General features: G+C 46.9%; 22 protein-coding genes. 12 read left to right on the top strand and 10 right to left on the bottom strand.

Going from position 1 to position 22,974, the window contains the following annotated elements; all coding sequences use genetic code 11:
* Positions 1-22: 22 nt before the first annotated feature.
* The 11 genes from ACR6Z4_RS14275 to ACR6Z4_RS14225 all read left to right on the top strand — a co-directional run bounded on the left by ACR6Z4_RS14275 (position 23) and on the right by ACR6Z4_RS14225 (position 11,560).
* A complete protein-coding gene (locus tag ACR6Z4_RS14275; RefSeq protein WP_479717958.1) occupies positions 23-1,537 on the top strand; it encodes a sensor histidine kinase in 1,515 nt (504 codons plus the stop codon).
* 257 nt (positions 1,538-1,794) lie between these two features.
* Positions 1,795-3,099 (top strand): TAXI family TRAP transporter solute-binding subunit, encoded by a 1,305-nt coding sequence (locus tag ACR6Z4_RS14270; protein WP_479717957.1) that lies wholly within the window; start codon positions 1,795-1,797, stop codon positions 3,097-3,099.
* 211 nt (positions 3,100-3,310) lie between these two features.
* Positions 3,311-3,640, top strand: coding sequence for a hypothetical protein (locus ACR6Z4_RS14265; protein WP_479717956.1), 330 nt, complete (start codon positions 3,311-3,313; stop codon positions 3,638-3,640).
* Between the two features lie 19 nt (positions 3,641-3,659).
* On the top strand, positions 3,660-4,082 hold the full coding sequence (locus tag ACR6Z4_RS14260; RefSeq protein WP_479717955.1) for a hypothetical protein: 423 nt from the start codon (positions 3,660-3,662) through the stop codon (positions 4,080-4,082).
* A 67-nt stretch (positions 4,083-4,149) separates the two neighbouring features.
* Positions 4,150-4,461 carry a glutaredoxin 3 gene (gene grxC / locus ACR6Z4_RS14255; RefSeq protein WP_479717954.1) on the top strand — a complete coding sequence of 104 codons (312 nt, stop codon included), beginning with the start codon at positions 4,150-4,152 and terminating at the stop codon, positions 4,459-4,461.
* Positions 4,462-4,971 carry a tRNA adenosine(34) deaminase TadA gene (gene tadA, locus ACR6Z4_RS14250; RefSeq protein WP_479717953.1) on the top strand — a complete coding sequence of 170 codons (510 nt, stop codon included), beginning with the start codon at positions 4,462-4,464 and terminating at the stop codon, positions 4,969-4,971.
* 173 nt (positions 4,972-5,144) lie between these two features.
* Positions 5,145-5,927 (top strand): lysophospholipid acyltransferase family protein, encoded by a 783-nt coding sequence (locus ACR6Z4_RS14245; protein WP_479717952.1) that lies wholly within the window; start codon positions 5,145-5,147, stop codon positions 5,925-5,927.
* A 420-nt stretch (positions 5,928-6,347) separates the two neighbouring features.
* Positions 6,348-7,124 (top strand): hypothetical protein, encoded by a 777-nt coding sequence (locus ACR6Z4_RS14240; protein ID WP_479717951.1) that lies wholly within the window; start codon positions 6,348-6,350, stop codon positions 7,122-7,124.
* A 193-nt stretch (positions 7,125-7,317) separates the two neighbouring features.
* Positions 7,318-7,911 carry a hypothetical protein gene (locus ACR6Z4_RS14235; protein ID WP_479717950.1) on the top strand — a complete coding sequence of 198 codons (594 nt, stop codon included), beginning with the start codon at positions 7,318-7,320 and terminating at the stop codon, positions 7,909-7,911.
* Between the two features lie 105 nt (positions 7,912-8,016).
* A protein-coding gene (gene prfB / locus ACR6Z4_RS14230) for a peptide chain release factor 2 (RefSeq protein WP_479717949.1) occupies positions 8,017-9,145 on the top strand; the annotation gives its coding sequence in 2 pieces (ribosomal slippage) (positions 8,017-8,091 and positions 8,093-9,145; 1,128 coding nt in all).
* 9 nt (positions 9,146-9,154) lie between these two features.
* Positions 9,155-11,560, top strand: a complete 2,406-nt coding sequence (locus ACR6Z4_RS14225) for a single-stranded-DNA-specific exonuclease RecJ (RefSeq protein WP_479717948.1) — start codon at positions 9,155-9,157, stop codon at positions 11,558-11,560.
* A 428-nt stretch (positions 11,561-11,988) separates the two neighbouring features.
* Here ACR6Z4_RS14225 and ACR6Z4_RS14220 read toward each other — a convergent pair whose 3' ends face one another.
* From ACR6Z4_RS14220 to ACR6Z4_RS14175, 10 genes are all read right to left on the bottom strand, one after another.
* Complete coding sequence (locus tag ACR6Z4_RS14220; RefSeq protein ID WP_479717947.1) at positions 11,989-12,342, bottom strand: thioredoxin family protein; 354 nt, start codon at positions 12,340-12,342, stop codon at positions 11,989-11,991.
* Positions 12,343-12,391: 49 nt separating this feature from the next.
* Positions 12,392-13,105, bottom strand: coding sequence for an NnrU family protein (locus ACR6Z4_RS14215; protein WP_479717946.1), 714 nt, complete (start codon positions 13,103-13,105; stop codon positions 12,392-12,394).
* Between the two features lie 260 nt (positions 13,106-13,365).
* Positions 13,366-15,291, bottom strand: a complete 1,926-nt coding sequence (locus ACR6Z4_RS14210; RefSeq protein ID WP_479717945.1) for a serine/threonine-protein kinase — start codon at positions 15,289-15,291, stop codon at positions 13,366-13,368.
* A gap of 33 nt (positions 15,292-15,324) precedes the next feature.
* On the bottom strand, positions 15,325-15,978 hold the full coding sequence (locus ACR6Z4_RS14205; protein WP_479717944.1) for a V4R domain-containing protein: 654 nt from the start codon (positions 15,976-15,978) through the stop codon (positions 15,325-15,327).
* 68 nt (positions 15,979-16,046) lie between these two features.
* Positions 16,047-16,535, bottom strand: a complete 489-nt coding sequence (locus ACR6Z4_RS14200; RefSeq protein WP_479717943.1) for a globin family protein — start codon at positions 16,533-16,535, stop codon at positions 16,047-16,049.
* Between the two features lie 88 nt (positions 16,536-16,623).
* On the bottom strand, positions 16,624-16,938 hold the full coding sequence (locus ACR6Z4_RS14195) for a hypothetical protein (protein ID WP_479717942.1): 315 nt from the start codon (positions 16,936-16,938) through the stop codon (positions 16,624-16,626).
* Positions 16,935-17,618, bottom strand: a complete 684-nt coding sequence (locus tag ACR6Z4_RS14190) for a V4R domain-containing protein (protein WP_479717941.1) — start codon at positions 17,616-17,618, stop codon at positions 16,935-16,937. The genes ACR6Z4_RS14195 and ACR6Z4_RS14190 overlap by 4 nt, the downstream gene beginning before the upstream one ends.
* Positions 17,619-18,954: 1,336 nt before the next feature.
* The gene (locus ACR6Z4_RS14185; protein ID WP_479717940.1) at positions 18,955-19,431 is read right to left on the bottom strand and encodes a globin family protein; all 477 of its coding nucleotides are present in this window, start codon (positions 19,429-19,431) and stop codon (positions 18,955-18,957) included.
* Positions 19,432-20,001: 570 nt separating this feature from the next.
* Positions 20,002-20,487, bottom strand: coding sequence for a 2Fe-2S iron-sulfur cluster-binding protein (locus ACR6Z4_RS14180; RefSeq protein WP_479717939.1), 486 nt, complete (start codon positions 20,485-20,487; stop codon positions 20,002-20,004).
* Positions 20,488-20,507: 20 nt separating this feature from the next.
* The gene (locus tag ACR6Z4_RS14175) at positions 20,508-21,464 is read right to left on the bottom strand and encodes a hypothetical protein (protein WP_479717938.1); all 957 of its coding nucleotides are present in this window, start codon (positions 21,462-21,464) and stop codon (positions 20,508-20,510) included.
* A gap of 443 nt (positions 21,465-21,907) precedes the next feature.
* On the opposite strand from ACR6Z4_RS14175, the gene ACR6Z4_RS14170 reads away from it, so the two are divergent.
* A complete protein-coding gene (locus tag ACR6Z4_RS14170; protein WP_479717937.1) occupies positions 21,908-22,909 on the top strand; it encodes a LysR substrate-binding domain-containing protein in 1,002 nt (333 codons plus the stop codon).
* The last annotated feature ends 65 nt before the right edge of the window (positions 22,910-22,974 follow it).

Below are 22,974 nucleotides of genomic sequence, written 5' to 3'. Positions count from 1 at the left end.
TTTGGCTGAAAAAACTTTATCTATGGCACCTTCAACTCGACGACCCGGATTGGCATATAAAGACGGATTGAAGCAAGTTGTCCGCCAAGGCAGCAAGTGGTTAGAGCGGTTTAAGAGCCCACCCGAATCGGCAGACTTTCGCGCATGGCGACACCAATTTTTGCGCGATCGCTTTCAAATTTGTTTGTGGATTGCGTTTCCGTGTTACTTCACCCTGGTGTTGCAAAACATCTATGAAATGTATCTACGGGCAGATGAATTCAACGAGCAAGTCACCCGCATGTTAGGGGACCCATCCTTTGCCGATCGCTGTCGAGACGTCTCAATGATCACCAATTGGGTCATTGGCATTTTGTTGATTGCCTGCTTTATTTTGCAAAAAACAGCCTGGGGCAAACGCTATCCAGCGCAGTCTTTTCTGTGTTTTTCCTGGTCTGTTACCCTGATCCCACAAATTATTGGGACACTCATGCAGTTGCCCACGATCGATCCATCAGGGTGGTCGCTGGTGTTTTTAGCGCAGGCAGCATTGATGCCAGTCAACTGGCGATTGCATTTGTTGTCGCAGGGAATCACACTTCTCTATTACGTGGGTGTGAATCCAGTTTTGGGTTTAACTCAGGTTGGTGATGTCCCGATTTACAATTCGGGCATTTTTATCTACCTGTTTTGGTTTTGTGCCATTTGTGATCTGGGAGTTTACATGTATGAACAACTCAAGCGGGCAGAATTTGAGTCGCAGCGGCAGTTAAAAGTATTTCTGCATTCGGTTTCTCACGATCTGCGAACACCCGTTATGGGCACATCTATCGTCCTGCAAAATTTATTGAAGACTCCGGATCCTAAAATTTCAATCGATCGATCTGTCCTGGAACGCTTACTGCAAGGCAGCGATCGCCAACTTACCTTGATCAATTCTTTACTAGAAGCCCACGATTGCGAAGTCCAAGCCTCTCACCTGCACTATCAACCATTGCCATTGCATACCCTGGTGACATCGGTATTAGCCGAACTCGGATCATTGCTCGACAAACACGACATTATTGTGATTAACCGGGTCAGTCCGGATTTGCCGTTGGTGTATGCCGATAGTGATCAACTGTGGCGCGTCTACTCCAATCTGATTACCAATGCGCTAAAACACAATCCTTCTGGGATTACGCTAACGTTAGATGCTGAGGTGATTTCAGCTTCACCCAAACGCGGGCAAGACGTTTTGGAGAAGCGATCGCCTCACCAATCTTTTCATCTCACTTCTGCTTCAGACGCTGAAAAGGGTGTCTGGTCTGCCTTACATCCTGCGACAAAACTCCTCCGCTGCACTGTTCAAGATAATGGCATTGGCATCGATCCTTACCAAAGCCAACACCTGTTTGAACTCTACAGTCGGGGCAAGCGTGCCCGCTATATGCCAGGAATCGGACTGGGGTTATACCTGTGTCGGCAAATTATTCAAGCTCATGGTGGACAGATCGATGTCATCAGTCGCCCCAATCAGGGGTCCACGTTTTGGTTTACCTTAAGGATCACAGATTAATTAACCTGTTGAGAGAGCGACAGCAGAGCCGTCGCTCTCTCAACAGCCAAATATAGTAATTGAAGGGTTAATTAGGACGGGGTGCAGGGGTGGAACCCCTGGCTGGGGGCGCAGCCCCCACACCCCCACTGTCCTAACCATCTACCCAATTGCTATAGAAACGGTATAAGGCTGGTGTAATCTACTTTCAAGCCTGACGACTCAATCCATAGGGCAGAATCTAGTAGAACCAAGGTAAAACCAAGGGCAAGATATTCATGCAGAGCAGGTTTACGCTTCCCCTAGTACTGCTCAGCGTTGTTGCAGCGATCGCCTTTGCGACCCTGTGGATGCGTGAGCAAAAGTATGTTTACCATCTCACCATTGCAACCGGCGGGAAGGATGGCGAATATTATGCCTTTGCCCAAGCCCTGGCTAAAGTGGTCACTCAGCATCATCCGCACATCCAGATCACGGTTAAGGAAACCAACGGCTCTTCAGACAATATGAAACTGTTGAGCCAGCAACAGGTAGACCTGGCGATCGTTCAAAGCGATACTCCCGTCACCCCTTCGGTCAGAGCTGTTGCCTTTCTCTTTCCCGAAGTGTTTCACCTCATTGCAACGTCCGACTCTGGAATTGAAACGATCGCGGATTTGCGAGGAAAACGGGTTGCCTTGATGCCCGAAGGCAGTGGTTCCTATGACTTATTTTGGATTTTGAGCCAGCACTATGGCATGACAGAAGCCGACTTTGAGCCTGTGCCATTGCCCCCAACCGAGGCTTACGACGCCTTGCGCCAAGGCAACGTTGATGCTCTATTTCGAGTCATTGCTTTGGGCAGTTCTTCTATTCAGGGACTCCTGCAATCTACCCAAGCCCAGTTGATCCCCATCGATCAGGTTGAAGCCATGCAACTGGTTTATCCCTATTTAGAGGCAACCCAAATTCCCAAGGGCACCTACGATGGCAGCGTTCCCCTTCCCGATCAAAATTTATCAGTTGTCGGGGTTCGAGCAATCTTAGTCACCCACGATGATGTCGATGAACAGGTGATCCACGACGTGACTCAAACCTTGTTTGAACTTCGTAACGAACTGGTGTCGATTTATCCCAGGGCTGCTCGCATCCATCTTCCCGAAGCCAATGAAAATTTAGGAATTCCACTCCACGCAGGTGCCAAAACCTATTACAACCAGGATCAACCTAACTTTTTAGTGGAATATTCCGAGCCGATCGGGTTGTTGTTATCCATGTCTGTCCTTTGTCTTTCCGGTATTTGGCAATTGCGACTGTGGCTGGTCGAAAATCAAAAAAACCGAGCAGATATGTATAACCTGGAAATTCTCGATTTATTAGAGCAAGTGCCAGCCATTGATAATTTGGAAGAACTGGAAGCCCTGCGACGCAAATTATTTGAAATCTTTCGCAAAGTTGTTGTCGATTTAGACAAAGATCGAATTTCACCGTCGTCTTTTCAATCGTTTACTTTTCCCTGGGAAGTCGCTTTAACCACTATTCGTCATCGAGAAATGATTTTGAAAAATACCACACTCATCCCTAGGAACGTATCGGAAACGTGATGAGACAGGTTAATGTTACTCATCTTTATATAGCAATCCTAAATCAGTTGTGAAAGCGCCCACCCGAAAGGCGAGTGCTTTCTAATAGCGGATCATTTTTACAAATTAAAGAGGAGTGCTGTATGTAGGCTCTAAGTCAGCTAATGGCTGCTAGAGCCATTGAGGATAAAGATATACTATAGGTGCAGCATGGCTTCAAGGGATTAAAGCAATGGAACCTAACCCGTCTGACAACAGTGCCAATCTCAGTTTTTTTGGGAGTGATGTTTCTCAACAGAACGTCTACAGTGCTTCGCAAGGGGTTAGCCGTGGGGATGTGCAATATGCTGCCACTGTTGAGACTCATATCCGTATTGAAATTGATCAAGAAGTCGCCAATCTGTTAAATTGGCTGGCAAAACAACAAGGTATTAGTCCTGAATTAGCGCTGAAAAAAGCGGTTGCAACGTCTGCCTATCTTCATGACATCACGACGAGCCAGGGAGGTAGACTTTTGGTTCATCGCAAAGATAATTCTATTGGTGAGCTTGTCTTGAAGTGAGTCTTCCAGTGATTGAGTCATGGTAATAGAACCTGAAGAACAAAGAATATCTCCCGAATCTTTGGAAGAACAGCGTGTTTTGATACTTCCAGATCAAGATAGGGTAAATCGTTTTGATCAAACGCAGAAAATAAATATTGAAAACCTCTTGCCGTCTCAAGTCGATACAGATATTAGATTAGAAGAAAGACAAGAGACAACGCGATCGCGGTTAGCTACATTTCTCATCAAAATACTAGCTGGAACATTAACGGCAAGTTTTGGATTAATTATCACTTTAACTATCATGTCAGGCTTTATAGATGAGAAAAAAATAGAATCCTTTGAAAAAACGAGTTCTTTAGTAAAAGATTTAATCACGTTTATATTAACGGCTCAAACAGGTTTAATTGGTACGGCTCTTGGGTTTTACTTTGGTTCTAGAGGCAGCAATGCAGATTAAATCAACGTAATATTTTGGTATAGACGATAGACATAAATCTGTAAAGCTAACGCAGGACATTATATTCATGCTGGACTTTTTGAATCCTCTTTTGGGTCGTCATCCTGAACAGGTAAAGGCAACTGTAGAAATCTACACCTGGCAAACCTGCCCCTATTGCATTCGTGCCAAGCTATTGCTGTGGTGGAAAGGGGTCAACTACACCGAATACAAAATCGATGGTGATGGTGCTGCCCGACTAAAGATGGCAGAACGGGCAAATGGACGACGAACCGTACCTCAAATTTTTATCAATAATCAACATCTAGGGGGGTGTGACGACCTCTATGCTTTAGACACCAAAGGCGGCTTAGATCCTTTGCTAATGCGATCGCCATAGATGCTCAAAATCCCTCCACCCCTGCTCAATACACCAGACTATTTGACTCATTACCACTGGATGAGTCGGGCGATCGCCCTTGCCCAGGCAGCCGGTGATGCAGGGGAAATTCCGGTGGGTGCTGTGATTGTCGGTGCCGATGGCACTCTGGTGGCGGAAGGTGAAAATCGGCGAGAGCGAGATCATGACCCGACTGCCCACGCCGAAATACGTGCGTTACAAGCGGCAGGGCGATCGCTCAAAACCTGGAAATTAAACCAATGCACGCTCTACGTCACTTTGGAACCCTGCCCTATGTGTGCCGGAGCCATCATTCAAGCTCGGGTTGGCACATTGGTCTATGGAGTGGACGATCCAAAAACTGGCACAATCCGAACGGTGTTGAACTTGCCCGATAGCGCCTGCTCAAACCATCGCCTACAGGTTTTGGGTGGAATTCTAGAATCCGCTTGTCGTCAGCAATTGCAGCTCTGGTTTGAACATCATCGCCAGCATAATAAACATTATTGAGCGGAAAACCATTCCCAAGACGATGCATATTTTGTAAAGTTATATGTATTTGTGCATACGTCAGACGATTCAGGACAGCGCTAGAACTGTCCTTAAGTAAGACGGCAGCTATCACGAAAAGGCTTATGTTAGATGCAATCAAGCAACTTCGATCAAGCCTTATGGTTGCCTTAATGTCCTTGAAAAAACCTGTAGAAACCGTGACTCTGAGTCAAACCCAATCGATTGATTCTCACCTGTCTTCCTGGTTGACACCTCTTGCCTATCCGCTGGCGTGCTGGGGTGTCCTTCCCTTTTACTTTCGTCGCATCGTGGTCAAAGGAAAAGAAAATTTACCAGCCACAGGTCCCATCATTTTGGCTCCGACTCATCGTTCGCGGTGGGATGGCTTGATGCTGGGATACGCCGCCGGACGTTGGGCGACCGGGCGCGATTTACGGTTTATGGTGACGTCAGACGAAGTCAAAGGCATTCAAGGGTGGTTTATTCGACAACTGGGTGGCTTCCCTGTTAATCCCAGACAACCAGCGATCGCCAGCCTGCGCCATGGAGTCGAGATCCTCCAGGATCAGCAAGCCCTGGTCATTTTTCCCGAAGGCGGGATCTTTCAAGACAACAAGCTACATCCGCTAAAGCAAGGCTTAGCCCGTCTCGCTCTGCAAGCCGAAGTCCTACAACCTGGCTTGGGCACAAAAATCGTACCGATTAGTTTGCGCTACAGTAACCCCTGGATTGGCTGGAGATGTGAGGTTGAGATCAGGATTGGTCAACCGTTATCGGCTTCTGACTACGCCGTAGGCTCTGCCAAACAAAAAGCACAACAGCTTACCAAAGACCTGGAAACTGCCATCAAAATCTTGGATGAGCAACAATTCTACGCAACCGAAAGTTCTACTTCTTCAGGCGTAGAAACGGTTGAAAGACAAAAGAATTTAGTTTTAACGCACCATCGTTGATCGATGTTTGTTCAACAACAGGTTGGCTTGAAATGCCATAGCGCGCGGCATTTAAACTGACCTGCCAGACCTCTTACAGATGCGTTTGGGTGGAGGCAAAGCTCCCGCCCAAACCAATTTCAAAAACTTAATTTGTAAGGGTCTATTGTTGTGAGCAATAGTCAAAAACTAGGCTTGCAAAATTTCACGACGTATATGGCGGTACCCGCTTGGGTTAATTACGGGGTGTAGGGGTGGAACTCTTATGCCCCGTAATTAATCAATTTGCATAGTGCTATTAAGGTGTTGTGAGAGAGTTGCCCTCCGCGCAACTCTCTCACAACACGCGTAATTTACTGATAGGCGAAGCACTATAGTTCTAAAAAATCATCACATAGATACCACTACCGTAGAGTATGGTTAAGGAGAAATTAAGCTAAGATGGCAACTCAACTGTCGTCAGCAGCAAGAGATGCCATGGAAACCTTTCATATCTCGGCTAAAAAAGTTGCCCGATTTCTGATTTCTATCGTGATCGTTCTGACAATCGCTAGTTTTGCTGCCAGTTTTGCTCACAATGTTTTAGGTATCACACTCAGGGGACTAGTATCTCGCCTTGATGTTGGTGTCGATTCTAGTTTACCAACTTGGTACTCTTCGATCACCTTACTTATTTGCGCCCTTCTACTCTTACTAATTGGCTTCATTGCCAGAAAAACCAAACAACCTTATATCGGCCATTGGTTCACTCTGTCTGCGCTCTTCACTTATATTTCTGTAGACGAAGTTGCAACCCTGCGTGAAACTTTTTTTCGGGCTTTAAAACCTATCATTCATACTGATGGTGTTTTTCAATACCGATGGACACTGTTTGCAATTCCCTTTGTGATTTTCTTTTCGCTGTCGTATCTAAAGTTCCTCACGCACCTTCCCAAAAAAATCAGACATCTGTTTATCTTGTCAGGCATCGTTTTTATTTTTGGGGCACTCGGCATGGAAATGATGGCTTCGTTAACCGACAGCCTCTATGGCACCCAAAATATGCTTTATGTAGCGATCACTGTGATCGAAGAGTTCTGTGAAATGGTTGGCATTGTGATCTTTATCTATACGCTGCTGTCCTATTTACAGATGCAAGGGATCCACGAAATCCGACTGTGCTTGACTCAGAATAGACAAAATCAGAGTTTGTTGAAAGATCGGGTGAGGCAGAATTAACTTCACATGGATAGAACAATTTCATAAAATCTGCGTATCGTTGTGATTTTGTAGTAGTTCTCACCAACCACCTATCTCACAACTGATTTAGAACTGCCATGTCTTTGGTTTGGTATTGTATGGATTAAGGCGATCGCAACTGTAAGCCTATGTTAGCCCTTATCTAAGCGCCAATCAGACACCAGTGGTTCTCATGAACGAGTATGAACTCAAACCTGTGTTGCGAAAGTCAGGGGAAGAGCCATTTCATCTGGATGGCATCCCTTCAGGGATAAACCTACTCGATTTTTGGCAATGGTCAAGTTCAGATCTCTTATCCAACTTATTAAGAGGACGATTGGCTGAGTTTCTTGTGGCGTCTGCTCTGGGAGTTGCCAATGGAACTCGGATTGAATGGGATGCGATCGATGTTATTTCCCCCAGTGGGGTCACGGTTGAAGTTAAATCTGCGGCATATGTGCAGTCATGGCCGGGAAAACCATCCCGCGTTGGCTTTGACATTCAGCAGAAGATGGCATGGGATTGGGCTACTAACAAGTTTGCTGGCAATCCAACCCGAGCAGCCGATGTGTACGTGTTTTGCCTGCTTGACCATCAACATTCAGAGAGCGTTGATCCACTAGATCTCAATCAATGGCGTTTCTTTGTGCTGGCGACGAAAGAGCTTGAAACTAAGCTGGGTCAGCAAAAACGACTCAGTTTTTCTACTCTTCAAACCCTCAATCATCAAGAAGTGAAGTATTTAGATTTGGCAGATGCTGTAGAGAGTGTAGCCAGAGACACATAGTCATTAGGACATAAACGTTGGAACGGAATATTGAGGTAGCTCACTGAGCATTAAGGCTACTATTGAAAATAGTATTTTTCTCGTTTTCTCAAGATTCCTAAAACTATGCTCGAAACGTTAGAGATTAAGCGCGAGGTAGAGGTGTTGTCTGACCGCCTGGGTAAAACCCAGGACTATCTTTGACCTGCCTGCCTTACACGCAAAAATTCACGACCTGGAACAAGTGGCAGCGCAGCCTGAATTTTGGAATGATCAGGGTGCGGCTCAAAAAACGCTCCAAGAATTAAATGATCTCAAGTCTCATGTGCAGCAGTTAGAACAGTGGCAAGCCAATCTAGATGATGCAAGAGCCATCCTGGAGTTACTGGAGTTAGAGAGTGATGAAGCATTGCTCCAGGAAGCTCAATCTAACCTTACCCACTTGAGTCATGAACTCGATCAGTGGGAGTTGCAACAGTTGTTATCGGGGCTTTATGACAAGGAAGGTGCGGTTTTAAGCATTAATGCTGGTGCGGGTGGAACGGATGCTCAAGACTGGGCAGAGATGCTGCTGCGGATGTATACGCGCTGGGCAGAAAGTCACGGTTATAAAGTCCATTTGATGGAGATCTCTGAGGGAGATGAGGCGGGTCTCAAATCGGCAACGATAGAAATTGATGGGCGGTATGCTTACGGCTATCTCAAAGCCGAAAAGGGAACCCATCGATTGGTACGCATTTCACCCTTTAATGCCAATGGCAAGCGGCAAACGAGCTTTGCCGGAGTAGAAGTGATGCCGATTTTAGATACCTCGGTGCAACTGGATATCCCTGAAAAAGATCTGGAAGTCACGACGACCCGTTCGGGTGGTAAAGGTGGACAAAACGTTAACAAGGTTGAGACGGCAGTCATTATTAAACATATTCCCACTGGAATTGCTGTGCGTTGCACCGAAGAGCGATCGCAATTACAAAATAAAGAAAAGGCGATGGCACGGCTGAAGGCAAAGCTGTTGATTATTGCTCAAGAGCAACGGGCGAAAGAAATTGCAGACATTCGCGGAGATATGGTGGATGCCGCCTGGGGCAACCAGATTCGCAACTATGTGTTTCATCCCTATCAGTTGGTCAAAGACCTGCGGACTGGAACCGAAACAACCGCGATCGCAGATGTGATGAATGGGGAATTAGATCCCTTTATCGAAGCCTGCCTGCGCCAGGAAAACCAAATGCTAGAAAATGGCACTACGGTGTAACCCAACGTCATGCCTGATCAACCTCCTCAATGGCAAATTAATGCAGCCGTTGACCTACCGGATTGGTTTATTCGGCTAGTTCAACAGGCAACGGGTGAAATGCCAGTGACTCATCTGGCGCAAATCCTTTGGCAGCGAGGCTTGCGAGATGCTGAAACTCTTCCTGGGTTCTTAAATCCTGAAGCCCACCATCCTACCAGTCCCTTTGCCTTTGGCGAAGAAATGGTGAAAGCTGTGGAACGACTGCGGCAGGCACGAGACCAAGGGCAACAGGTTGTGATCTGGGGTGATTTTGATGCCGATGGGGTGACGGCAACAGCCGTGTTATGGGAAGGATTGGGGCAATTTTTCTCGCAAAATCAGCAGTTGTTTTATCACATCCCCAATCGTCTGGTGGAATCTCATGGGTTGGCGATCGCCCACATTGACGCGATCGCTGCCCAGGGATGCAAGCTTATTGTCACCTGCGACACGGGCAGTACCAACCTCAAAGAAATCGAGCATGCCAATCGGTTAGGCATCGATCTGATCATCACGGATCACCATACGTTATTGGCAGAGCGTCCCCCCGTTTGCGCTTTGATTAACCCCCGTTCGTTGCTGCCCCATCCAGGGATGGCGATGCACCCGACGGGTGCATCGCCATCCCTGGAACCTGCATTGACCTCGTTCGCCCATCCTCTGGCAAATCTGTCGGGTGTGGCAGTCGCCTACAAGTTAGTCGAAGCGTTATACGCCACCTTGCCCGATGTGCCCGACCAACCGTTAGAAAACTTGCTGGATTTGGTTGCCATTGGGCTGATTGCAGATCTGGTCGAACTAACGGGCGATTGCCGATATCTGGCACAACGTGGCATTGAGCGATTGCAACACAATCAAACTCAGATTCCGCCCCCTCGTCCGGGTGTTTCTCGGTTACTGGAACTCTGCAAGCGCAGTGGCGATCGCCCTACCGATATTTCGTTTGGACTGGGACCCCGGATCAATGCAATTAGCCGGATTCATGGCGATGCCCGGTTTGGGGTTGAGTTATTGACCAGCAATGATGGCGATCGCTGTCGGCAACTGGCAGAAGAAACTGAATTAGCCAACACTCGCCGCAAAGCGTTACAAAAAGATGTAGCGCAGCAAGTCAAAGCGCGTCTGGCACAACTGGATTTATCGACGACCAGCGTCATTGTCTTGGCAGATCCACAATGGTCGGTTGGCGTGCTGGGTCTGGTTGCCGGACAAATTGCCCAAGACTATCAGCGACCTACCATTTTGTTGAGCAGCGAAGGAACTCTGGCGCGTGGGTCTGCCCGGTCTGTTAACCAGATTGATCTATATCAACTGGTCAAACATCAAGAACATCTATTGTGTAGCTTTGGCGGACACCCCTATGCGGCTGGGTTGAGTCTGTTGACTGATCAGATTCCGCTGTTTACTGAAGCGATTAATCGGCAACTGCGACAGCAACAATTGGCTTTTGGGATGTCGTCGGCTGGCGTCATTCGTGCCGATGTAGTTGTGTCGGTGGCAGACCTGGGGCAAGAGCTATTTCGGGAACTGAAGGTTTTAGAACCCTGTGGCATCGGCAATCCTCCGCCCCGATTGTTGATCCAAAATTGTTGGTTTAAAGAAGTCTGGAATCGCAACATTCAAGACTGGCGAGGTCGCAAAATTCGCTATATCAAAACGGAGTTTACCCTCTGGGATGAATCCAGCCCCGTTGGGTTTCCGGGGGTCTGGTGGGAGCATTACAAAGACGACATTCCAACCGGACGATGTGACGCGATCGCCGAACTCGACTACAACACCTATCACAAGCGCTATGAAATTCGTCTGATTGCGGTTCGTCCCTGCGATCAAAATTTGTCTGTAGCGTCTTCTGAGGCTGCCGACTGGATTCTAGACTGGCGCGGAAAAGAAACCGAGGTAGAAACGACCCTCTCTTACCCGGTTCTATGGCTCAAAACCTGCCCAACTAGCTGGGATGAACTTCAGGTCTGGTTTCGGTTAGCGTTACGAGAAGACAAATCCCTGGCGATCGCTTATCCTGCGCCAACTCATCCGCATCCGTTAGACCTCTGGCAACAATTAATTGGCATTGCCAAATACCTCAGCCGCACCCAACATTGTGCGACTCGCACCCAATTGTTGGAAAAATTAGACATTGGCGATCGCACTTTACAGATCGGCTTTAGAGGCTTGCAGCGGTTAGGATTTGAAATCACCTCATCGGATCAGGGCTTTCAATTTACCTGGAAAGCTCCCGCAGAAATGGCTCCAAACCCAGATCTACACCAGTCTGACTGGGAAACGGCAAGCCAAGCCTTTTTCTTAGCCGTCCAAGAAGAACAATTTCATCGCCAATATTTCTATGAAGTTCCCTTAGCCACGATTCAAGCGGCTGCCTATCAATTTACTCACTAAGGATCGCGGATTAAATAATTTCTATCAGTCAAGTTCTCTGTAGGGACGCACGGCAGTGCGCCCGTACCCAAGAATTTTAGGTTATCAAATCCACGATCCTAAACGACGTTGCATAGGCACACAGATTCAGCACCCTAATTCTTTAGAGGGCGACGGCGAAGCCGTTGCCCTCTAAAAATCAGCCATTACTAATAGGAGATTTCTGGGAATGCATCTACCCTTTGATCTGGGCTTCGACTTCGCTCAGCCCGCACACTCCGAGCGTCGAGCGAAGTCGAAACGCGGGAATTCAGGTATTTTCTTTCTCAGAAATCTCCTAAAGCTCTAGTGTTGCGAACACTAAAGTTTGCCCCATGGGGTATGGGGGCGCAGTCTTCATGCCGGGGTTTCACTCTGCACTCCCGGTGCAAACCGTTTAATGGAGTCTACTAGGCAGAACATTTCACTCGAAACGACTCAAGCACTAGCTGAAGGCTGTCGGCAGCAGACCGTAAATCATCCCGACTGCGAAAATCTTCAAGCCGATGAATTAGCGAACCCCCTTCAAACAGCAATAATGTCGGCAGGGTTTTTAACCGATACGTATTAGCCAGTTTAAGATTTTCATCAGCATTGATACTCACTACTTTGATGGGTTCGTTCACGTCGGTCTGAAGTTTCAGTAAGAAGGGATTCACAATCCGACAAATGCCGCACCAGGGTGCCCAAAAATTCACTACAACTGGTAGAGGAGAGTTCAGGACTTCGCTGGAGAAATTGCTTTCATCAACCGCTAAAACCATAGCCCTTTAATAACCTAATTTAAATTTTGATTTCTCATTTGGGATCATGCTACCAGGGTATGTTCCCTGTTGCACGAATTAAAATTGGGTGAACCCACCAAAGTAGACCGATAAATAGGGCGACACCTACATAGGAAGGGCGGGCAAACTCCCACACATCAAACGTTTGACGTCCCTGAAGGATCGCTAAAAAGGGAATCACAGAGGTGCAAGATTTCAAGTTTTCAAAGGATTCGCCATAGCGTGCAAGCAGTCGGCGATCGCCATGCCATACGCCAAACAAATGATGCAAAATCAACCCCACTGAAGTGACCACCATAAAACTTGTACCCAGCCACAATGTGTGGGCAATGCACCAGATAATTTGCCCGACCATTTGAGGATGTCGAGTGACTCGAATAATACCCGTTTCATAGAGATGCACCTCGGGTTTTTGGATGGCTGCAATCTCTAGCAAATTAAATGTTGCTGGATACAGAAAAATAAAGGAAATCACTGAGAGGCTCCAAACCACCGTCTCAATCCCGGCGATTCCCTGAACGTTCCAAAGGCGCGCACCATCATAACGATGGTTGATGAAATAAATAATCAGACCTGTCGCAAACGGGATGCTCACGAGTGCAAAAAAAACGCGGTACAGCCGTGCGCCAACCCACTGTTCTGCATATGGACGCAATGCGGCTAAGCCACTGTGAGCGATCGCAAACCCTACCAATAAACCCAACATGACAAAGTGGCTGGGCGTGAGCCAGGAATCAGTCATACATTAAAAAAATCTGAGAAACCTGGATATTAGCGTAAGGGGTAAGCGCAAAGGCGGCAAGGGCGATGCGAGAGAGCATGGCTAAATCCGGGTGTGAATTTGTCTGGGACACCTGCGGTGTCCCAGACAAATTCACACCCAAACCCAAGCTGGTGTAACGCTACGCTAAAAGTTTTACAACGGGGTGCAGGGGTGGAACCCCTGCGTGGGGGCGCAGCCCCCACCCCCCATGTGGCAACATTTAGTGGGCGCACCACTAGCTAAAACATCAAGTCCAGATCAAATTGCTTCAGGTCGAGGGTGTAGAGGCTACCGCGATCGCCATCCCAGGTGCTAATCAACAGACCTCGATGGTTGAAGGGTGCGATCGCCGTCATATTTTTTGGTCCACTAATCTGCCCGACGCGATGCCCAAATTCATCTAGCAGCACAATTTGACCCTGTGCATCTGCCAAGATAAACCCCCAACTCGTGGTTGCTAAAAACTTAGGAACAATGCCAACCCCCAGACGAGCAACCCGGTAAGGCTTCAGATCCAGCAATAAAACAGACTCTAAATCAGCCCGATCGGTTGCCAATAAGCGATATGGCATGGGCGTAGCTATAATCTGATCGAGATGCAACGGCAATGCCAGACTGCCAAAGCGATCGCCTCGACGGTTAAAGATTTCAAAGCGTGTGCTACATCCCGCATGTGCGTTTTCGCCCTGAGGGGTGCTGGACGCTCGGGGAATTTCACAGGCGATCGCTAAATGACGTGAGTCTGGTGCAATCAGCTGGATAATCCGAGAGATCTGCTTTTTGGATGCCAGCTCTATTTTTTCAGAACACAGGCTAACCGGATTTTTAGTGCTTTCTAACGGCAAAAACGAGAATTCTTCGGCGATTTCCACAGACGCCGGAACTGTTGCTAACCAGCGCCCCTTGCTGTCAATGGTGGCAATATAGTCTTGCTCAAACTCAGCGATCGCCTGTACACTCAGCTCATTTTCTAATTTCCGATGTTTGGCAATCAGATAGACGGCCCGCGATGTGATGGCAAAACACCCCTGAGGACGCAACAACAACGTTTGAATTGGAAATGGTAGCGTCACCGTTTTCTCGGCTTGCCATTCCAACTGGTTGGCGTCAGAAAAGCCCCCTAGCTGATTCAACTGAACACTAACATGGCTATTTCCGGCAGAATATAGTCCCATCCCTGGATGGCTGGGTTCCAACTGCGGCAAAAAATTCTCGGTTCGACTCGCGACTCCCATACAGGCGATCGCTTGCGGCAACGATTGTTGCTGTAGCGGCATAAACTCACAGGGTTTCAGTTGTACTGGTGGTTGCAGCAGCGGAGCCTGGAGAGTTTGCGTCGCCCCACCTACCTCAACCCCATCCCTATGCCACGCAGCTCGGATAGCGAGCAACATTTCTTCAGCCGATTTAAATCGTCGAGCTGACAACTTCTGTAAGGACGTCGTTAAAATCGGTCGCCATAGTTCAGGGATGGAGTCTGGTAACTTCAGCGGGCGATTGAGATGGGCAGACATGAGTTCAGACGGTGTCCCTGAAAACGGACGATAGCCCGTCATCAACTCAAACAACAAAATACCGACAGAGTAAATGTCAGACGAGATGGAATATTGACCGTAGAATCGCTCTGGAGCCATATAAGCAGGCGATCCAGTGTTGCCCGAATCTTGATACCCCATTTCTTGGCTGAGTTTGGCAATCCCAAAATCAGAAATGCGAGCGACCCAACCCTTTGGTTGCAGACTCAGCAAAATATTCTCGGGCTTAATATCGCAATGAACAATGCCCCGACTATGGGCATGTTGCAATCCTTCCAGAATATCCGTCACCAGCTTGATGCTATGCGGCAAGCTCAGACGGCAATCTCCTTCCATCAATCCGCGAAGCGTTCCCCCTTCGCAGTAGTCCATGACCAGATAACGCCCTGTGCGCGTGTGCTCCAGGGCATGACAAGTCACAATATTAGAATGTTGCAAGCTCAGTAAGAATCGTAACTCCCGCAGGAATTTGTGGGTTGGAAACCGTTGTTGTTCTAAGTTTTTGAGCGCTACCAAACGTCCAGTCTGACGATGAGCGGCACAATAAACTCGACCAAACTGCCCTTGCCCAACCAGTCCGAGGATACGATACTTCGAGCGCTTCAGTTCAGTGCCCAAATGCTTCGACACGATGATGACAAGCGGGTTTAGCTAGATGAATCTCTAACTGCAAAGTTGCTGCATGATGGCGTCATGTTCTAAATTGGTCACCATCGTTTCTGCCGGCTCTAACCGCTTGGGTAAACCTAAGACAAAACGGTTACAGTCTGCCCCCATAGATTCGCAGGTAGTTTGAACGCAGTGAAGCTCTCGACCTGTAAGCTGACTGAAGAAAGCGGTTAAAATTCCTGATTCCAAATGGCAGACGGGTTGATCTGTTTTGGGTGCATGTCTCGCAAACGGAGAATTCCAAATTTTAATCACCAAGAAGCCTCGATTTTGGTAGGTCTGATCGAGATCAATCTTGCCCCAACCATGAGTAATCCAACATTGCTGAAGAGCTTGCATAAACTCTACCATGCTCATATCAGCTAAAGAAATTCCGTAATAGTCTGAAATCTGTTCGCAAAACCGGGTGTAGAAGTTTTTACCCCACCAACGCCCGCAGTTAGATAACACCAAACGAGCTGCCTGACCCGTTTCTTTATCTAACCCTGAATAAATTGCCTGGATAAAGGTTTCAGGCAGTGCCAGAAGGCGATCGCCTTCTCGGTTTTCCAGCAACCCCATCTCCAGGTCACTGTGAACATAGGCATCAGTTGCAAAATAATTACCGGGGATGCGGTCATTCGTGAGCAAATCAGCAACGGAGATCATAGCGAATGTACCAAGGAAACTTTGATTTTAAATTCAGCAAAACGTTTGCTAATGAACTAATCAACTCATCAACCGATGGCTGACGGAGTCGCTTCTGTCTGACCCAACACCGTTGCCTGAGCCATCGTGAGCATGGGGCTGAAAAGACTCATTTGCTGGGGAGTAAAGTTCTGTTGCAGCTTTTGATCCAGCAAGCGGTAGAGAGCCGTGTCAACAACTTGGGTGTTGTAAACCTTGACGGTTTGTGCCAACCAGTTCAGCAGACGGTCTTGCACAAATTTTTCGTCATTCAACAGCATCCCCATGGAGCAGAACCGCAAGACTAACAGCGCATTTTTAATACTGCGTTCTAAGGTTTCTACTTTCTCTTGGGGCATTTCGGCCTGGAGTTGATCGGCAACCTGTTGCATGATGTCAATTTCACTGTCTCGGATCTTACGGTAGGTTTCTAGCCGTTCCGGAAGAGATTCGACATACTGACCTAAAAAAGCAAGCTCGTTGGCGTTGAGGTAGCGATTTTCTGCCTCGTCAAAAATAGTTTCAATTTGTGGGTGCATAGGGCAAAGTCCAGACGTAAACGACAGCAGTGGTAGGGTGCATACCTTAGGGCGAAAGCAGGTGCCAGAATCTTACAGGGCTACTGCTCTAAAACAAGTCAGAAAAGTCGTCTAAGGTGAATTTATCGACGCTAGGTGCCGATGAGGCAGGTACTTCAGGCACAGTTGGGACTGAAGCGATCGCCGCACCCTCCCAGTTGACCGATGAAAAGAATTGATGAACGGTCAGGATCAAGCTCAACGGTGCCCCTTCTGTTTGAGATGCGGTTAATTTCATCTCTTGCAATTCTGGTGGGTTATCGTCCCAATTAATTGCACTAAAAAATTTCTGCACGGAGAGCGTTAACCAGGGTTGGCTGTGGGGCTTCACCCCATTGGTTGAGTTGAGAGTCAGGCTGCTCATTTCAACATTTCTCCTGAACGCAACCGTTTTTCAATGTCTCTTGCGGTTGCTCCCTCATTCAACCAGAAGGACGCTGCATCAATCCGATCTTGCCCACCCAAGAGAAACTTGCAATAGGTTTCACCCATTGAATAGCACTGGATTTCAATGCAACTCAGTTGCTTTTTGACTAGCTCAGTAAAAAACCCAGCAAACAAGCCAGCGTAGATAAAGCAGACAGGCTTACCAACATCGCCCAGGGTGCGTGCAACCGCTGAGTCAAAGATGTTAATAAACATAAATCCTTGCTTGCGATCGCCCATATCCACTTCCCATCGTCCCCACCCTTGGGAGGTAAAGGGCCACCACCAGGTTTCTAAGAGAAACAGCAAATTGGTTTGCCGAACATTTCGTTCAAATTCTTGCTCAAACCACTTCTCAAAGAAAAAAGCATCCTTTTGCCCCCATTCACAGCCAATGGTGTACATGATGGCAGCCGAGGCATCACCGACCTCTTCTTCTAAGCCCTCGATCAAGCCAATAATGAAGTCTTCTGTGGTGAGCAAGTTATGGGCACCGTTCCAATCGACGATGGTGCCATTGTCGGGATCAAATTGAAAAAAGTCGCGAAACCCGTAATGGTTATGCTTTTTAGGATTTCTGAGTTTGATGTGGTTTTGAGCGGAAGTTGCAGTCACCATAAGTTCTTTGGACTCATTTCGATGATTTGGAGGAAATCTAAATACTGATTAAACCGATGTCACAGGTTGAGCTGTGATAGTTAAGCTTGAGCGCAATAAGCTGTGGTGATGCTTTACCCGGTATATAACTAGGCGCGACGCGTCTAGTGTAATGAATTCAAGCTTAAGCGGTACAAGGTGGATACAGGCTTAGGACAAAGACAATCGGTTGTTCTAAATTCTTACCTCTGTCTTCAGAGACTATTTAAGAAACAGCGTGTGCTTTTCCTGGTAAGAATTGTAAGCAACTCATAGAATCATCTCCCATCACTATGAATGTTCCCTAGAACTACACTGCCCTAACACTAATGTTTTGATTTCAGGAATCCAAAAAATATTTTGAGAAGTTTTTTAAAGCAAATGCAGTTAATTTCGATACACCCAAAATTGGGGTACGGAATCCTGATCTGTTGCTTGATAAAAATCTGATCGACTTTACCAATCACAGATCAGGTTCTGTGGAAAAAGCATAGCAGTTCAGAGAGTTTGCAGGGTAGAGAGCCAGATCACCTCGGAAGAAATACCCATCAGCAATTGGAATGAAAGATCTGATACCTGATTGAGTTTTTCTCATGACTAAGCTGAGCAAAGCATTGAGCATTCCTTGAGAATAACTTGTCCCAACAAAATGAGATCTCAGTGATCAATCTTTCTAAACCTATGAAAATGTTGATGGACGTTTAGAAATGCGCAAAGTAGAGTGCGATCGCTCAGCAAAAATTGGCTCAGATCGAAAATATCAGAGATTGGCGGATATCTCAGCACAACCCCCTATGAACCGCGCATTATTACACGCATTATTTCAAATGATTAAGCTCAACTGAAGCCGCACATCCAACCTAATTCCTGAATTCACTTAACTCCTTCATCGGGATTGACCCAATCCAGAACAGTTTTCGATTTCTTGACCTAAATTTCATAAAACGTAATGCAACAGCTCAATAGAGTGCCCATTTGAATACAGCTTTTTTCGGCATGAAATACAGCTTCAAAAAATTACGTGCCCTTTGAAACACAGACATAGCTTAGGATCCTCATAAAAATAACTTGAATAACTTTTTTGGGAGAGTGCGGCGGAGCCGCACTCTCCCAAAAAAGTTGTGGGTTTTAATTTTGTAAAGATCCTTAGGATCACAAATTCATTAAACCCCGGACGTTCATTTTTGGAAGCGCGGCGGAGCCGCACTTTCAAAAATAAATCTTCGGTTTTATTAAATCCACGATCCTTAGCAGGGGGCATTTTTTCCATTGGAAAAAATGCCCCCTGCTAAAATGCCCCTGAAATTGCGAGATACCCTTAGCTAGAAACGCCCAAATAACGGCGATTTAACTCCAAAATTGGGCAAAATAAGCCCGCTTGGATGGGAGTTAGCTGTTGTTTAACAACCTGTTGCATTAACTCATACGTGAGGTTGCAACTCTGCTGGGCATTAAATGCTCGCATAATGGTTTGAAACCAAGATAAAAAGCGTTCTTCCAGGGTCTTGGGGTCGTTGATCAGCATAGCAACGGCTGAATACCGTAAAACCCTTAATGTATCTCGCTTCCACTTGTTGGTTACATCTTCACTGCCATTCGACAGGAGCTTCGGATCAGCTGCCTTTAGCTTCGTCAAAACGGATTGCACAATTTCCGCTTCAGCACCTTGCAATTTTTGGTAGGTTTGCACTCTCAAATTGAACGACTGGAGATAGTTATCTAAAAATTGAAGTTCGTAATCGGTGGCATAACGACCATCTGTTTGCAAGCTAAGCTGCTCAATTTGACTCAACATGGATTAGGCTTCTCCTGGAAGTATGAACTTATGTTAACAATTCCCCTGCATTTGTTATTTATAGCAGTCGAGGGGTTGATTAGGACAAAGGTTGTGTGAGAACCTGCGCTCCGCGCAGGTTCTCACACAACCTCCTGATTTAACCGTCTCGACAGTTGCTATATATCTCATGTAGCGATCCTAAAACAGGGGTGAAAGCACCATAAATGACCCATTTCTGAAAGTACGAGTTCGATGCATTGCCAAAAATGGGGCATTGATTTTATTCATCTACCGATAGTGTTTCAAATCTGCTGTGTTTTTTTGGAAAGGCTCGCTCCGCGAGCCTTTCCAAAAAAACACAGCAGATCTAGTGCTTTGTCAAGTATTTTCTGACGGGTGAAGTGCCGCGCGAAGCGCGGCACTTCACCCGTTTTAACTGTTGATTTTTAATTGACAGACCACTAGTGTTGCAAACACGAAATTTTGCAACATGGGGGTTTGGGGGCTGCGCCCCCAAGAGGGGGTTTTTCCCCCTCCACCCCCTCTAAAACTTTTAAGGTGGTGTACTAGACATCGTCCATTTACGGATTAGGCTTCTGTGCTTTGAGCAAAGAATTCGCCGACTCGGAAACTGGGTGTTTCATTCAACTGCTTCAGCATTGAACGGGTGATGAGTTTACCTTCTTCTACCAGGACTTGACCTGTAATAGGGTGCAGTAAGTTTTGATCGGCTCGCCGCCCAATCAGAGCCTCAATATCTTGCAAAGAGTTGATATACATACCGGGAGGTAGTTCTACTACCACGCCGTTATCTAAGACGCGTGCCTGACATGCCAGGCGGGAGTTGAGTTTGCAAGATGTAATGACTTCCAGGGTTCGTTGCTCACGCCGATTGATGGCGGTTAACGCATCCATTCCTTCCATGACATACACATGGCAGGTGGCACACATCCCTCGTCCACCACATTCTCGCAACACATCTAAATCTTTATTGAGCAAAACAGAGAGCAAATTACCGTTGGTTTCGACAGAAGTCTCTTGAGCAATGGGTTCAAGTCGGACGATCTTTACCATGTGAAATCTAATCTCCTGCGTTAGTTAGGTTTTTCTGTCAGTAAAAGCATTTTTTGACGGTCATCGAGTGCTCTTTGCTCAATGATGCTAGGAAAGTCTCGGATCACTTTAGAGCAGCGTTGCACAAACGCGGCTATCCAGCTTTGTACCCATTGATGTTGCTCTAAGTTCAGCAATTGGGTTGCATTCGATGCTCCTGTGTCAACAAATGTAATTTGAGCCGATCGGTCGATTTGAAAACTATTCAGCCATTCCACTTCGGGTCGGGTCGATTTCCAATAGTTCGTGACGACTGTGGTTCCTAAATATTGGGTCGTGAACTGACTGAAATGGTTGAGCGCCGTCAACAGTTCTTTAATGCTGACCGGGTCGGGTGAAGGCGCAGTCGGCGGGATGCTAACCGTCTGGGGAGATGCAGTGGGTGGATTTTCAAGTGGTGAAACGGGCGCACTGCTTGCGGGATGGCGTTGAGCGCCGTTGTTCAAGTTATTCAGAACTGTGGCAGATGCAGGTTCTGTCGTTTGGGGAGTAGGCTGAAGTTTGGCTGGGTTGGGGTTTACCGTTGTTTCAGAACGACGTTTCCAATAGTTTTGATTGGATAGGGTAATGTTGCCTGCCAATAATCGGAAGGTGGCGATCGCATTGGCGGCATCGTCTTCTAGCTCGATTCTGAGTCGTTTGATTACCTTTTCATAATCGGCAATGACCAGTTCGCTACCCGTCAGCACGAGAAGAATGATGCTGCGATCGAGTTTGTAGATGTAGACTTGATGTCCGGCGAACTGGAATTCATAAAACTCGAAGCCAGTCGGCGTTGTTTCAACGACTTGCTGAATTCCTTGAGCTAAGGCTTCCCGTTGCTGGAAGTTGAGAGTTTGATCGACCCCATAAAAATAGGGGCGCGATCGCCCATCCATGAGGGCAACTCCCGCAATTCCTGGCAAATTCAAAAAATCCTGGACAACCTCCCGCTTCATAAGATGCTCTAATACTAAATTAATTACTTATTTCAGCAAGGCGGATGATGAAGGATTGTTGGGGGAAATCTGTCATCTTTGTAGTTTTATGTCGATCGGTCTTATCCTTCCACATCAAACTAATCAGCCCACATCGTTTGAGATATCTAAAACCTTGGTTACACGTTCCCATCTATCTAAAATCCAGTCATTAATAATGATTCTCCGTAAATTATGATTCTCCGTAGCCCAACTTACATAAATGTAATTTGCTAAGCCCTGTTTTTAGTCTCAATTGTTTTGAAAGATTACTAAACCTATGTTTTTGTTAACCTCACGCACAATTTAAACGACAAGATTCTCAGCCATGCTTTCTGTTAGGTTTTCACAGACTAGTTGCATCATCCCGGAACGTTTTCTCAGGCAATTTAATCGTTGAATGTTCTTTTTTAGATTTAGCACTTATGTCTGACCTTCCTTTCACTCTAGACCAGTTACGAATTCTTAAGGCGATCGCGGCTGAAGGAAGCTTCAAACGCGCCGCAGACAGTTTATACGTCTCGCAACCTGCCGTCAGCTTGCAGGTACAAAATCTAGAGCGTCAACTCGACGTTCCGTTGTTTGATCGGGGTGGTAGACGCGCCCAACTCACAGAGGCAGGATACCTGTTGTTGAGTTATGGGGATCGGATTTTGACCCTGTGTGAAGAAACCTGTCGGGCGATCGAAGATTTACAAAATCTTCAGGGTGGCACCCTGATTATCGGGGCAAGCCAAACCACCGGCACCTATTTGCTACCTCGGATGATTGGTTTGTTTAGACAACACTATCCTGAGGTTGCTGTACAACTCCATGTTCATTCGACTCGCCGTACAGCTTGGAGTGTAGCAAATGGGCAGATTGACCTGGCAATTATTGGCGGTGAAGTTCCTCCTGAATTACAAGACTCTTTAGAAATTATTCCCTATGCCGAGGACGAACTAGCACTTATTTTGCCTGTAATCCACGCTTTTGTGCGGCTTGGTACGGTTCAAAAAGACGATCTTTACAAGCTACAGTTTATCGCGCTCGATTCGCAATCTACGATTCGGAAAGTTATTGATCAGGTGTTAAGTCGTGCCGGAATTGAAACCCGACGGCTGAAGATTGAGATGGAACTTAACTCGATTGAAGCGATTAAAAATGCGGTGCAGGCTGGGTTAGGAGCCGCATTTGTTTCGGTTTCGGCGATTGAAAAAGAATTGCAAATGGGCGTTTTACATCGCTCTCGCATTGATGGCTTGGTCGTCAAACGAATGCTCTCTGTCATCGTCAATCCCAATCGCTATCGCTCGAAGGCTGCTCAGGCATTTATGGATAAAATCTTGCCGCAGTTTTCGACCTATAAGCCACCGGCACCGGATGCCGACCATGAGAAAAGCCATGAGCATGGGGCGGTTGAGTCGATTGAACCCCTGTCGTTGTAAGTAAAATGCCTTTAAACTGGGTGCAATTAGCGATCGCTCTTCGCTGCCTATAGTCTAGAGTCATT

Source organism: Calyptranema fuscum S582, from assembly GCF_055793305.1.
This window is presented reverse-complemented; position numbering and strand designations above follow the sequence as displayed.

Coding starts and splice junctions, on each gene's coding strand:
- ACR6Z4_RS14180 (WP_479717939.1), bottom strand. CDS start 20,487: ATGGTAAAGATCGTCCGACTTGAACCCATTGCTCAAGAGACTTCTGTC.
- ACR6Z4_RS14185 (WP_479717940.1), bottom strand. CDS start 19,431: ATGTTGAGTCAAATTGAGCAGCTTAGCTTGCAAACAGATGGTCGTTAT.
- ACR6Z4_RS14265 (WP_479717956.1), top strand. CDS start 3,311: ATGGAACCTAACCCGTCTGACAACAGTGCCAATCTCAGTTTTTTTGGG.
- ACR6Z4_RS14235 (WP_479717950.1), top strand. CDS start 7,318: ATGAACGAGTATGAACTCAAACCTGTGTTGCGAAAGTCAGGGGAAGAG.
- ACR6Z4_RS14175 (WP_479717938.1), bottom strand. CDS start 21,464: ATGAAGCGGGAGGTTGTCCAGGATTTTTTGAATTTGCCAGGAATTGCG.
- ACR6Z4_RS14220 (WP_479717947.1), bottom strand. CDS start 12,342: ATGGTTTTAGCGGTTGATGAAAGCAATTTCTCCAGCGAAGTCCTGAAC.
- grxC (WP_479717954.1), top strand. CDS start 4,150: ATGCTGGACTTTTTGAATCCTCTTTTGGGTCGTCATCCTGAACAGGTA.
- ACR6Z4_RS14190 (WP_479717941.1), bottom strand. CDS start 17,618: ATGGTGACTGCAACTTCCGCTCAAAACCACATCAAACTCAGAAATCCT.
- ACR6Z4_RS14215 (WP_479717946.1), bottom strand. CDS start 13,105: ATGACTGATTCCTGGCTCACGCCCAGCCACTTTGTCATGTTGGGTTTA.
- ACR6Z4_RS14195 (WP_479717942.1), bottom strand. CDS start 16,938: ATGAGCAGCCTGACTCTCAACTCAACCAATGGGGTGAAGCCCCACAGC.
- ACR6Z4_RS14260 (WP_479717955.1), top strand. CDS start 3,660: ATGGTAATAGAACCTGAAGAACAAAGAATATCTCCCGAATCTTTGGAA.
- tadA (WP_479717953.1), top strand. CDS start 4,462: ATGCTCAAAATCCCTCCACCCCTGCTCAATACACCAGACTATTTGACT.
- ACR6Z4_RS14225 (WP_479717948.1), top strand. CDS start 9,155: ATGCCTGATCAACCTCCTCAATGGCAAATTAATGCAGCCGTTGACCTA.
- ACR6Z4_RS14205 (WP_479717944.1), bottom strand. CDS start 15,978: ATGATCTCCGTTGCTGATTTGCTCACGAATGACCGCATCCCCGGTAAT.
- ACR6Z4_RS14200 (WP_479717943.1), bottom strand. CDS start 16,535: ATGCACCCACAAATTGAAACTATTTTTGACGAGGCAGAAAATCGCTAC.
- ACR6Z4_RS14270 (WP_479717957.1), top strand. CDS start 1,795: ATGCAGAGCAGGTTTACGCTTCCCCTAGTACTGCTCAGCGTTGTTGCA.
- ACR6Z4_RS14275 (WP_479717958.1), top strand. CDS start 23: ATGGCACCTTCAACTCGACGACCCGGATTGGCATATAAAGACGGATTG.
- ACR6Z4_RS14170 (WP_479717937.1), top strand. CDS start 21,908: ATGTCTGACCTTCCTTTCACTCTAGACCAGTTACGAATTCTTAAGGCG.
- ACR6Z4_RS14240 (WP_479717951.1), top strand. CDS start 6,348: ATGGCAACTCAACTGTCGTCAGCAGCAAGAGATGCCATGGAAACCTTT.
- ACR6Z4_RS14245 (WP_479717952.1), top strand. CDS start 5,145: ATGTCCTTGAAAAAACCTGTAGAAACCGTGACTCTGAGTCAAACCCAA.